Origin of the sequence: Paenibacillus harenae (genome assembly GCF_030812415.1) — a bacterium.
Lineage (GTDB): Bacteria > Bacillota > Bacilli > Paenibacillales > Paenibacillaceae > Pristimantibacillus > Pristimantibacillus harenae_A.
On sequence record NZ_JAUSST010000005.1, the window covers coordinates 333,029 to 345,653 of the forward strand.

Sequence of the window (12,625 nt, forward strand, 5' to 3'; positions counted from 1 at the left end):
CATCCCGCATCCTCTAACCGGTCCGCTTCTTGTCGCGGTATTGTCCCGGCGTAATGCCTTCCTGCTTGCGGAAGGAGCGGATGAAGTTCTGCGGATTGTTGTACCGCAGCTTGGCCGCGATGTCCTTGATCGGCATTTCGGAATCGGCCAGCCATCTCTTCGCCATATTGAACCTGTACATCGACAAATATTCGCTGAAGGAATAGCCCGTTTCCTTGCGGAAGACGCTGCTTAAGTAGTTCGCGTTATAGTGCAGCCTCGACGCGCATTCCTCCAGCGTCAGATCGGAATCGTAATGATGCTGGACGAGGTCGATGATTTTCTCGGAGATGTTATGGTACTGCGCTTCTTGGCGATCCTTGAAAATGTTCACCATCGGAAGCGCCGCTCTCGTCCAGAACCAATCCTCGATCTCCGCCGCCGTCCGCAGCTCCAGCAGCTCCTCCAGCAACGACCCTTTCATCGGATGGATCTGGCTTAAGCTGACACCGGACTCCTGCATGACGATGAGCAGATTGTTCAGCAGCCGCGCCAGAGGAATCTGGTACTCCTGCGGCGAGGACTCCACGCTGAAGACGGCTTGCAGGAACAGCTTCAGCAGTTCCTTCGCCTTATCCTTCTCCGCCAGCTTGATCGTGTCCATCAGCTCGTTCTCGATATGCGCCGGGTAATTCAGCTTCAAGTAGTGATTGCCCGCATTAATGTTCTCGTACTGGATAATGATGCCCTCGCCCAGCTTGATGCGATGCTTCAGCGCTTCCAGTCCTTCCCGGTAGGCAATCGGGAGGGAGGAGAAGGAGCTGAGCGGCAAGCTCATGCCGATGCTTGCCTGCACGTTCAGATAGCTCTCGACTTGCTGCTGCAAATTTTCCGTTATCGCATACAACGAGCTATGGAATTCGGCGCGATCGTCCTCCGCGCTGCCGATGACCGTCGCGACAGTTTGATCCATAATGACGGGGGATAGCCGCTGTCCGGACGGAATAAGCTCTTCGATGATGTTGTGCACGGCGAACAGCAGCAGCTCCAGATCCTGCTTCGTGTACCGGCTGTTTTCGAAATAATCGATCTGCAGGGTAATGACGGCCATCGTCTTCCAGCCGCTAAGCTGCGGCCCGTAGCCGAATTGGATCAGCTTCTCGTTCAGCTCGCTTTGCTTGACGCTGCCCTGCAGCGTCCTTATCAGGAAGAAGGTGCGCACCTGCGAAATATGTTGGCTGACCTCCTTCTCCAGCTGCGATTTGGACTGGAACAGCCGGTGCACCTGCTCGCCGATCGCTTGAAACTCGTTCGACTTGCGCTTCTGGATGTCGCCGAGGCGTTCGCCCATTTGGTTCAAAAGAAGCTGGATCGGCGAGTACATGCGCCGCGAGCCGAGCCATGCGAGCAGCATGGACAGCAGCAGCATGAAGAGGCAGATGTACAGCGTATAAGCGCCGATCTTGTTGGATTCCTTCGTCATGCCGGCAATGGATGTCACTGACAAGTAGGTCCATCCGTTCAAGTCGGAACGGTAGTAGGTGATGGCGAAATCCTTCTGGTCCAGAACCGCGGTGAATTGACCGGAGGACTGCGACAGCTGTCCGATTTTTAAACCGCTTACATCGATCGGTTTGCCAATCAGCTGCTGATCCGGATGAAGCAGAATGCGATATTGATCGTCAACGATCATAATGCTGGAGGCGTCGTCGCCGTCGCTCTCAAGCAGATCCTGCAGGCTGCAGGTCGGAATATTGGCAAGCGCCAGCCCGTACTTCTCAAGTCCCGTCGTCGGAAGCTTCTTCACGAGGCTGATGCTGTAGCTGCATGCCGCGCCGTCCGCGCTTTCCTCGCTATAGAACCAGCCGGACGGGTTCAGCACCCAGGAGGTGCTCTCCGGCACTTGCATAAGGCTCGCCAGCTGCTCGTAATGGGCATAAGACTTGAACGGATAGAGCCCGGAGTTTTTAATCATCCAGTTGTGACGGTCGTTAATGAGCACGACATCCTCGAGCTTCGTATCGAACGATTGCATATGGCGGATCTCGTTCCGAAGGTCGTCGTACATCATGAAGTCGTCGGCGGTCAGCGGTCGGTTCATCGCTTTCTTGAGCACGGTAGAGTTGATGACCTGGTTCAGCGTGTGGTTGACAGTCGTCAGTTTCTGCTCTACATTTGAGTTAATTTGCATAATCAGCTGCATTTTTCCTTGGTTTACATTTTTCTGTATTTCCTTGGAAGAAGTAAAATAGGAGAACGCGCCGATAAAAATAACGGGAAGCGTGCTGAGCAGTACCCCGAACATCGTCATTTTGCTTAGAAAAGTTAAAGATCGCACGGCATCCATCACCTATCTCTTTTTTTGTATGAATGATCATAGTCTTATTCTATTGATGGGCGGCGGGCAGAACAATAATCATCTGACCGGCGGATAATCATTTGCTTAGATTATGACGCGGAAAGCCTGCTGCGGCAAGCAGGAAACGGCTGTAGGCACATATGGCATTCGATATTGCAAGGGGGATTCCGATGAAATCGGAGAAGCGTCACGGATACGGATACTACGTGTTTGTGCTGGTTGGTTTTGTACTGATTGCAATTGTATGCGCTTCCTGCAGCGGCAAGCCGAACGGCGGCCGAACCGTGGCGAACGGCGAACGGACGCCTATCTCGATCATGGCGCCGCTGCACTTTCCGCATCCGCCCAGCGACGAAGCGATTGCCCGGATCGAGGAGCTGACGAACACGAAGCTCGATATCAACTGGGTGCCAGACGGCATCTATACGGACAAGATGAATACGTCGCTAACGACGAACTCGCTCAAGAAGGCGACGTTCGTGAAGCATACCGATTATATTTTCATCAAAAACGCGATCCGCTCCGGCTCCTTCTGGGAGATTGGCCCGTACTTGGAGCAATTCCCGAATTTACGGCATCTCGATGACGATATATTGAAGCAGTCGGCGGTCGACGGTAAAATATACGGTCTCTATACGGAGCGGCCATCCTCCAGGCAGGGCGTCATTATACGCGAGGATTGGCTGGATCGGCTCGGAATGAATAAGCCCGGAACGCTGGACGAGCTGTACGAGGTGATCAAGCGGTTTACCGTGAACGATCCCGACGGCAACGGCAAGCAGGACACGGTAGGTCTGGCCGACCGCAACGATCTCGTGTTCGGCGCTTTCAAGACGCTCAGCTCGTACTTCGGCGCACCGAACAACTGGGGATTATCGGCTGCGGGCGACGCGCTTATCCCTGAATTCGAGACGAAGCCGTACAAGGATACGATGAACTTCATGAAGCGGCTGTACGAGGAGAAGCTGATCAACCCCGACTTCGCCGTCACGAGCAAGGAGGTACAGCGCGATAAGCTGATCCGGGGCGCGGCGGGCGTCTACATTGGCAGCATGACCGACGTGCAGCGGCTGTCGGACGAGGCGAAGCAGTTAAATCCCGAAGCGAGGTTCGCGCTCGTAAATCGGATTCAAGGGCCGAAGGGCTACAGAGTATGGTCGATTCCGAACTACAACGGCCTTTACTTATTCTCGAAAAAAGCGATCCGAACCGAGGAGGAGCTGCTGGACATCCTCGCTTTCTTCGACCGTACGATGGATAAGGACGTCGCTAATCTGATGCGCTACGGCATAGAGAACAAGCATTATACGCTGAGCGGACAATCGGTGCTGCTGCCGGAGGAAACGTCGCAGCTTCGCGTGACGGAGATCGGGGCGCTATATGCGCTGATGATTGCCGATCTAAGCAATCCGAACGTGCTTGAGGCGTCGGAGAAGGAGACGATGTGGGCGCTGGCGGGGCGTCTTAGCGCGGACAACGAGAAGTTTCTTGTGAAAGACCCTACGATCGGCCTGGAATCGAAGACGTACGACGAGAAGAGCGTGGAGCTTTACAAAATCGTCTCCGATGCGACCTATAATTATATTTTGGGGCATCTGAGCGAGAGCGGCTTCGGCGAAGAGGTGAATCGTTGGCGGCGCGAAGGCGGCAACGCGATCGCGAAGGAATATACGGATGCTTTTTTCATGGAATAGAATCGGCCGAAAGGCATGAAGCCAAGCCTGCTGCGACTAATGACGCGGCGGGCTTTTTTGTCGCGTCATCGTTCAAATACCGGGAGAACCTCCTGTTAATATCCCGCTAATCGCGCCTCTTAGCCCATTAACAGGAGAGCCTCCTGTTATTTCTCGCAATCGTCCCCAATCCGCCAAAACCAAAACAATTAACTGGAGAAATTCCAGTTATTCAGCCAGAACACACTTGACAGCTTTAATTAACAGGAGAAAATCCCGTTAATCGCCAAGGTTGGAGTAGAGAGCTTTCGTCGTTCCGGTTCCGGCTATCATCTCCCGCCGGAATAATCATCTGCTCAGATGCGCGCCGGCTCGGCCCCGATATGAACAAATGATTGTTTCGGCACTCTTGCGGCGGGTGCTAGATTGAAAGCGTACCAACCAAAACGATAAATGGAGGTCAAAGCATTATGAACAAAAAATCGTTTTCGATTCTGCTCAGCGTCGTGTTGGCGTTCAGCATGCTGCTTGCGGCATGTTCGGGCAACAACAAAGGCAATGACGAGAACGCGCCGGATCCTACCGCAGACAGCGGCGGAGCGAAGGCAGAAGAGACCGCGAAGCCGGTAGAGCCGGAGAAACCGACAGAGATTACGATTATGCTTCCTCTTAACACCGCAGAGACGCCGCCCGATACCATTAAGAACGAAATAGAGAAGCTGACGAACACGAAGCTCACTTATCAATTTTTCCCGGCAGACACGTACGAGGAGAAGCTGAACACTTCCTTCGCGACAGGCTCGCTGCCGCAGGTAACTTATCTCAAAAACCAAGCGACCTTCATCCAAATGAAAGGCGCGATCCGCGACGGCCAGTTCTGGGAAATCGGACCTTACTTGAGCGAGTTCCCCAACCTCGGCAAGCTGAAGGAAGAAATCCTGAACAACACGAAGGTGGACGGCAAGCTTTACTCCCTTTATATAGGCCGTCCGCTGGCGCGCCAAGGCTTGATTTACCGGAAGGATTGGGCGGATAAGCTCGGAATCGCCGCGCCGGCAAATACGGAAGAGCTGTACGCCATGCTGGAGAAGTTCACGACGGGCGATCCGGACGGCAACAGCCAGCAGGATACGATCGGCTTGGCGGACCGCAACGATCTTATCTACGGCGCATTCAAGACGGTCGCTTCCTGGTTCGGCACGCCGAACAACTGGGCGGACGTGGACGGCAAGCTTCAACCGGAATTCATGTCGCCGAAGTACGTGGAGACGATGGACTTCTTCAAGCGCGTTCGAGATGCGAAAGCGATGAACGTCGACTTCGCAGCGACGAGCAAGACCGATCAGATCAACCTGTTCACGAGCGGCAAGGCCGGCGCGTACATCGGCGCGATGAGCGACGTCAACTCGCTCGTGAAGGATTTGGTCAAGAACGTGCCGACGGCTGTCGTCGATACGCATAGCATGGTTGCCGCACCGGACGGATCGTTCGCGACGTGGTCGATTCCCGGCTACAACAATGTCGTGCTGTTCCCGAAAGGGGCGATCAAGGACGAAGCCGAGCTTAAGAAAATACTCGCTTTCTTCGACAAAATGATGACGCCGGAAGTGGCCAACATGATGTTCTGGGGCAAGGAGGGCGTTCACTACACCGTCGTCGACGGCAAAGCCAAAGCCGGCGACGACCAAGAGCTGACGGAGCGCGAGGTCAAAGGGTTCAAGGACAGCGTGATCGGCGAGGCCGAGACGAACGGCATGTACGAGGGCTTCCACGATCTCGAGGCGCGCATCAAAGCCGAGCGGCTCACGATAGAGAACGCGAAAATCGCGATCAAGGATCCAACCGCAGCGCTCGACTCCGCTACGTACACGGAGAAAGGGACGGAGCTTCAAGAGCTCATCAAGGATGCGACGTACAAGTATATTTACGGCAATCTCGACAAGGCGGGCTTCGAAAAAGCCGTTGCGGACTGGAAGAAGCGCGGCGGCGATCAAATTATCGAGGAGTACAACGCGGTTTACCAAAAATAACGGTTGCCGACGCAAACGTTCAAGCAGGGAGGGGCCGCCTTCTAAGGAGGCGGTCTCTCACTCCCCGTGGAAAGGAAGAATCATCATGCAGGATGCGGTTGTTAATGCCCAGCAGAACAGAGTGCCCCAGAAAAGCAGCAGCGAGCTAAAAAAACGGCTTTGGAAAAACAAATGGCTGTATGTGATGCTTATTCCCGGCATTTTCTACTTTATTGTTTTCAAATACATTCCGATGTTCGGAATCGCGATCGCCTTTCAGGATTACAAGCCGTTCAAAGGCGTCGGCGGAAGCGAATGGGTAGGGCTGACGCACTTCGAGAGACTGTTCACCGAGCCGGATTTTATTAACATTTTAACGAATACGTTGTTATTGTTCGGGATGAATTTGCTGTTCTTCTTCCCGATTCCGATTATTCTCGCTTTGATGCTGAACGAAGTAAGGCTGTCCTTCTTCAAAAGAACGTTCCAAACGCTCGTGTATTTGCCGCATTTCATGTCGTGGGTCATCATCGTCTCGATCAGCTTCGTCATGCTGACGTCGGACGGCGGCATCGTGAATGAATTGCTTGTTTACTTCGGATTCGAAAAAATCGATTTCCTGCTCAGTCCCGAATGGTTCCGGCCGACGTATATCATTCAGGTGATCTGGCGCGAGGCGGGCTGGGGAACGATCATATATTTGGCGGCAATCGCCTCGGTTGACCCGCAGCTTTACGAGGCTGCGAGGATGGACGGCGCGGGACGCCTGAGACAAGTATGGCATATTACGTTGCCCGCGATTCGCAGCGTCATCGTCATTCTGCTCATTCTGAAGATCGGCGATGTGCTCGAGCTCGGCTTCGAGCATGTGTACCTGCTGCTCAACTCGATGAACCGCGAGGTCGCGGAAATCATCGATACGTACGTGTACACGGCGGCGCTGAAGCAGGGCAAGTTCAGCTACGCAACGGCAATCGGCTTCTTCAAATCGTTCATCGGACTCGTACTGGTCATGATGGCCAACAGGCTCGCTAAGAAAATGGGCGAAGAGGGCGTTTACTAATGGAAGGGGGCATCATCGAATGGTAGAAGACAAAACGATAGGCGGACGCCTCTTCCAGGCGGTTAACTTCACGCTGCTGACGATCATCGCGCTTGTTACCGTGCTGCCTTTCCTGCATGTGGTGGCGGGCTCGTTCACGACGAGCGCGGAGATGGCGATGAAGAAGTTCATTCTCGTTCCGACGATCTGGAGCTGGGACGCGTATACGTTCATTTTCTCGACGGATACGATCTTCCGGGCAATGAGCGTCTCCATAGGGGTGACGGCGTTCGGTACGGTATTCAGCATGTTCACGACCGCGCTTATGGCGTACGGGCTGTCGCGCCGGGATTTGGACGGCCGCCGCGCCGTCATGTTCCTCGTCGTGTTCACGATGCTGTTCAGCGGCGGCCTCATTCCGACCTTCCTCGTCGTGAAGGAGCTCGGCATGATCGACAGCTACTTGGCGCTTATCATTCCGTCGGCGATCAGCGCGTTCAACTTGATCATCTTGAAAAACTTTTTTCAGAATATTCCCGAGGGGCTCGAGGAATCGGCGAAAATCGACGGGTGCAACGATTTCGGCATTCTGTTCCGAATCGTTCTGCCGCTATCGATGCCGGCGATCGCGACGATCTCGCTATTCTACGCGGTAACGTACTGGAATACGTATTTAAGCGCGATCCTCTACCTCGACGACAGCGCCAAATGGCCGATTCAAGTGTTGCTGAGGCAAATCGTCGTGCTTGCAAGCGGACTCGATTACAGCTCCGAGTTGGACGCTTCCGTGCCGCCGCCGGATCAATCGGTGAAGATGGCCGTTATCGTCGTCGCGACGCTGCCGATCTTGATCGTCTATCCGTTCCTGCAGAAGCATTTCGCCAAGGGCGCGTTGATCGGCTCGATTAAAGGATAATCGTATTCGCTGGGAGGTTCACTCATGCTGAAGGGGAAGGAAGCGCTTCGGGAGCATCTATCGGAGATGGACGGCTTGCTCGAGCGCCTGCCCGCGTGGATGGCCGGGCAATACGACCCGGAGAGCGGCGGCTTCTATTACGCCCGCAGCTCGCGGCTGTCGGCAAACCGCCGGCCGGATATCGAGTCCACGGCGCAGGCGCTGAACATGCTGGAGCGGCTTGGCTTGCTGGAGGCGATGCCGGCCGCCGTTAAGGTGAATATGATTCATTTTTTCAAGAGCAGGCAGGAGCCGGAATCGGGTTATTTCTATGATCATGATCCCTGTATGAGAGAAGACGAGGTCATGGTATCGAGGGCCCTCGGATATAGCGCGAACGCGCTTCGCAAGCTGGGCGCGGCGCCGACTCATCCGCTGCCTGACGCGGCGAAGCAGGCGCCTTTTTATATGCGATCGCCGGAGGCGTATTTGAAGTGGCTTCAGAGCATCGATCTAAGCAACAGCTGGCGCGGCTGCGATCGGCTTTGCTGCTCTCATGTGTATGTGAAGCAGCTGCCGGAGCCGGAACGGTCGGCTTTTGCTCAGACGGCGTTTCGTTTTTTCGCGGAAACGCAGGATCGGGACAGCGGCTTATGGGGCGAAGGCGCCTTATACGAGCGAATATCCGGCACGTTCAAGCTGCATACGTTTTATAGCGGATTTCAGACGCCGATGCCGCATACGGAGCAATTGGCCGCGAGCATCTTGCTTGGCTTGCGACATGAAGAGGCGAGCGATATGTGCTACATTCGCAATCCCGTTCATTTGCTTTCGTATATTCGGCCCGCTATGAAAGAGGAGGATCTAAGACTTGTATTGCGGACGACGCTATACAATATGAGCAGGTTACTGAGGTCGGACGGAGGAATTTCCAGAGAGCTGGCGCATTCGCCTTCCGCGCCCAACGTGGCGCAGGTGAAGAACGGCGCGTCGTATCCCGGCATGCCGAAGCCCGTCCATCTGAGCGAAGGATTGGTCGAAGGCGATATGAACGCGGCAACCCAGGCGCTGCTCATCCGCTCCTTATGTTATGCGATGGCGGATGAGACTCCGCCGAAGCTCGTGCAGCGGGCGGATGAATTTTATGACGGGATGATGGAGAGGAGAACTTTATTCATGTTACACCCTACGATTGCAACTCCGATGGAGTGGGCAAGAGCTGCCTGCGATTCGCTAATGAGCGTTTACTTGCCGGAAGAGCTCCCTCCCGCGAGCCGCTGGCATTATCATCAAGGCGTCTTCCTGTGCGGCATGGAAATGCTGTGGGAGGCGGAACGGGACCAGCGATACGACGCCTATATTAAACGGTACGTGGATAGGCTGGTCGATGACCACGGCAATTTCGACTTTGCCCGCGACGAGCTCGATGCGATTCAGGCGGGCCTGCTGCTGTTCCGTCTGGACGAGCGGAACGGTGGGAGCAAGTATCGCGCTGCGGCCGATAAGCTGCGCTACTTGTTCCATACGCTTAACCGGACATCCGAAGGCGGCTTCTGGCATAAGGATAAATACGCGTACAATATGTGGCTCGATGGCCTTTACATGGGCGGCGTCTTCGCTTTGAAATACGCTAAGCTATACGGCGATACCGGATTGCGCGATATGGCGCTCCATCAGGAACGGCTTATGCGGCGTTATATGCGCGACGAGCGGACGGGTTTGCTTTACCATGCGTGGGACGAGAGCCGGCGCATGCCCTGGGCGGATCGGGAAACGGGCTGCTCTCCCGAGTTCTGGGGGCGTTCGCTCGGATGGTACGGCCTTGCGCTCGCGCAGTTTCTGGACGAACTGCCGGAGGAGCACGCGGGCCGCAATGAACTTGCATCGTCTTTGGCCGACTTCGCGGAGGCGCTTGCGCGCTATCAGGACGCGGAGAGCGGACTGTGGTATCAGGTCGTTGATAAGGGGTATTTAGCCGATAATTGGCTGGAGACGTCCTGTACTTGCCTGTTCGTCTACACGCTAGCCAAGGCCTACAAGTTCGGATTAGTAGGCGAAGCTTGCTTGAATGCGGCGAAGCGAGGTTATGAAGGGCTAACGCGGGTGCTGCAATTTGACGAGAAGGGTCGCTTTATTCTGCCCGACATCTGCATCGGCACATCCGCGGGCGACTACGAGAACTACGTCACCCGCCCGACAAGCCAGAACGATCTGCACGGCGTCGGCGCGTTCGTCATGGCGAGCGTCGAGATGCAGGCGCTGCTAGGCTAATAAACGAAGAGCTGTCCGTGAGAGAGATGTTTGCTCTTCGAGGACAGCTCTTTTTGTTAAAGGACCTGCTCCAGAAACTTGATAGCCCGTTCGCTTTGCGGCTTCGCGAAGAAGCTCGCAGGCTCCGAGCGCTCGACCAATCTGCCTCCGTCGAGAAAATAGACGGTGCTCGCCGCATCGCGCGCGAATCTCATTTCATGCGTCACGATGAGCATCGTCATGCCGCTATCGGCCAGGCCGCGAATAACGGCGAGCACTTCCTTCACCATCTCCGGATCAAGCGCCGAGGTGGGCTCGTCGAACAGCATGATGTCCGGCTCCATCGCGAGGCTCCGGGCGATCGCGACGCGCTGCTTCTGGCCGCCGGACAGCCTGGAAGGGTAGCTGTCCGCTTTGTCCGCGAGACCGACGCGTACGAGCAGCTCTTTCGCTTTGGAGCGTGCCTCCTCCATCGGCATGCGCTTCACTTTGCGGGGCGCGAACGTAATGTTGTCGATGACCGTCATATGCGGGAACAGATGGAAATGCTGAAATACCATGCCGATGTGCTGCCTCGCTTTCGTTATATCGGTCCCTTTGTCGGTAATGACGGTACCGTCAATGACGATGCTGCCGGAGGTCGGCGTCTCGAGCAGGTTCAAGCAACGAAGAAACGTCGATTTGCCAGAGCCCGAAGGTCCGATCAGCGCAACGACCTCGCCGCGCTCGACGGTTGTCGTGATGCCCTTCAGCACTTGGTTTTTGCCGAAGGTTTTGGTTAGATCCGTCACGTTAATCACTGCGGCGAAGCCTCCTTTCGAGCAAATGGGCAAGCGAGGTCAGAACGAGCACGAGCACGTAGTAGATGACGCCGACGAACAGCAGCGCCTCCAGCGCCCGGAATTCGATCGATTGGACGACATTGGCCCGCCGCATCAAGTCCTGCACGCCGATCACGGAGACGAGCGACGACTCCTTTAACAAAGCGACGCATTCGTTGACTAGCGCGGGCAATATCGTGCGCAGCGCCTGCGGAAAAATAATGCTGACCATCATTGTCCGGTAAGGGATTCCGAGCGCCATGGCCGCCTCGCGCTGGCCGCGGTCGACCGCCATAATGCCGCCGCGGATCGTCTCCGACAAATAGGCGGCGGAGTTGAGGCCGAATGCAAGACCTGCCGCGAGCAAAGGCGATATATCGTAGCGGAACAGCTGCGGCGTCGCGTAATAGATGAGAAAAAGCTGCAGAAGCAGCGGCGTGCCGCGGAACACCGATGTGTAGGCGGTCGCGAACCATTGCAGCGGCATGATTCCGGAAATTTTGAACAGCGACAATATTGTTCCCCACACGAATCCGAACAAGGCGGAGACGAATGTGAAGAGAAGCGTCACGTAGATGCCGCGAAGCATGTACGGTGCGTATTGCCCAAGCATGCCGAAATCCAGGTTTAGCTGCTTCAGCGGCCCGGCTTCTTCCTCCTCCGTCGCGAACCATTGCTTGATCATATCGTCGAGTTTGCCGTTCTCGCTTATTTCGCCAAGTACGCGATTGAAGTCATCGACCAGCGGCGATTGCTTCGGAAATGCGATGGCGTAACCGTCCTCCTGTCCGGCTGCCGGAATGAAATGATGGACAAGATCCGGATTGGCACTCGTGTATTCGACGGCTACCGCATCTTCAAGGATGACGGCGTCGACGCGGCCCGTCTTCAGCTCTTGAACGAGATCGGGTATGCGGTTCAGCTTCTTAAGCTGCACGTCCTGAAGCGACTCGGCGAACGTATCCTGCGTCGACCCGAGCTGGGCTCCGACCCGCTTGCCCTTCAATGATTCGGTGGACGCGTAGGGCGAGTTCGATTTGGAGACGATCGTATTGCGCGCGACATAGTAAATGGAAGAAAAATCGACGTTTTGCTTCCGTTCCTCGGTCGCGGACATGCCGGACATGACGAAGTCGACACGACCCGTCTGCAGAGCGGCAATTAGTCCATTGAAATCCATGCTCTCGATTTCCATTTCATATCCCAGGCGGCTGGTGATATACTTGGCTATATCGATATCAAGGCCGACGATTTCTCCGCCATGCAAGGCATCTACGCTTTCGTAAGGCGGGTAATCGGGCGACGTTCCCATGATAAGCTTGGGCTTGTTCTCTGGCGAAGTCGCGTCCGCGGAGCCCTCATTCAGTACGGGTATGCTATTTTGCCGATGAATCGACTGTTGGATGAAACCTGCGGCGAGGATCAAGATAGCGGCGGCGACAAGCGCCGCATAGATGCGGTTGAGCTTTTTTGTGGTCATGGCTGCCTCTCTCGGATGAACTGATAACTATTGTTACTATAACCATCAACCGGAATAACTATTTGGCACGGCCGTACATTTTGAGGGAACGGCCTGCAGCCTAAGCCGTATAACAAC

At 55.2% G+C, this 12,625-nt stretch carries 8 protein-coding genes; 5 read left to right on the top strand and 3 right to left on the bottom strand.

The window, feature by feature from the left end; translation table 11 throughout:
- Window positions 1-13: 13 nt before the first annotated feature.
- Window positions 14-2,326 carry an AraC family transcriptional regulator gene (locus tag J2T14_RS19645; protein WP_307473441.1) on the bottom strand — a complete coding sequence of 771 codons (2,313 nt, stop codon included), beginning with the start codon at window positions 2,324-2,326 and terminating at the stop codon, window positions 14-16.
- A 182-nt stretch (window positions 2,327-2,508) separates the two neighbouring features.
- On the opposite strand from J2T14_RS19645, the gene J2T14_RS19650 reads away from it, so the two are divergent.
- From J2T14_RS19650 to J2T14_RS19670, 5 genes are all read left to right on the top strand, one after another.
- Window positions 2,509-4,032: an extracellular solute-binding protein gene (locus tag J2T14_RS19650; RefSeq protein ID WP_307473442.1), complete on the top strand. Its 1,524-nt coding sequence runs from the start codon at window positions 2,509-2,511 to the stop codon at window positions 4,030-4,032.
- A 449-nt stretch (window positions 4,033-4,481) separates the two neighbouring features.
- Window positions 4,482-6,041, top strand: a complete 1,560-nt coding sequence (locus J2T14_RS19655; RefSeq protein ID WP_307473444.1) for an extracellular solute-binding protein — start codon at window positions 4,482-4,484, stop codon at window positions 6,039-6,041.
- 85 nt (window positions 6,042-6,126) lie between these two features.
- Entirely contained in the window at window positions 6,127-7,083 is a 957-nt protein-coding gene (locus J2T14_RS19660; protein ID WP_307473446.1) for an ABC transporter permease, read from the top strand.
- A 19-nt stretch (window positions 7,084-7,102) separates the two neighbouring features.
- Window positions 7,103-7,978: a carbohydrate ABC transporter permease gene (locus tag J2T14_RS19665; protein WP_307473448.1), complete on the top strand. Its 876-nt coding sequence runs from the start codon at window positions 7,103-7,105 to the stop codon at window positions 7,976-7,978.
- Between the two features lie 1,155 nt (window positions 7,979-9,133).
- Window positions 9,134-10,228 carry a glycoside hydrolase family 88/105 protein gene (locus J2T14_RS19670; protein WP_307473849.1) on the top strand — a complete coding sequence of 365 codons (1,095 nt, stop codon included), beginning with the start codon at window positions 9,134-9,136 and terminating at the stop codon, window positions 10,226-10,228.
- A 56-nt stretch (window positions 10,229-10,284) separates the two neighbouring features.
- Here the strand turns inward: J2T14_RS19670 and J2T14_RS19675 are convergent, their stop codons facing one another.
- Both J2T14_RS19675 and J2T14_RS19680 read right to left on the bottom strand, forming a co-directional pair.
- Window positions 10,285-11,007, bottom strand: coding sequence for an amino acid ABC transporter ATP-binding protein (locus tag J2T14_RS19675; RefSeq protein ID WP_307473450.1), 723 nt, complete (start codon window positions 11,005-11,007; stop codon window positions 10,285-10,287).
- On the bottom strand, window positions 11,000-12,508 hold the full coding sequence (locus tag J2T14_RS19680) for an ABC transporter substrate-binding protein/permease (protein WP_307473452.1): 1,509 nt from the start codon (window positions 12,506-12,508) through the stop codon (window positions 11,000-11,002). The genes J2T14_RS19675 and J2T14_RS19680 overlap by 8 nt, the downstream gene beginning before the upstream one ends.
- Between the last annotated feature and the right edge of the window lie 117 nt (window positions 12,509-12,625).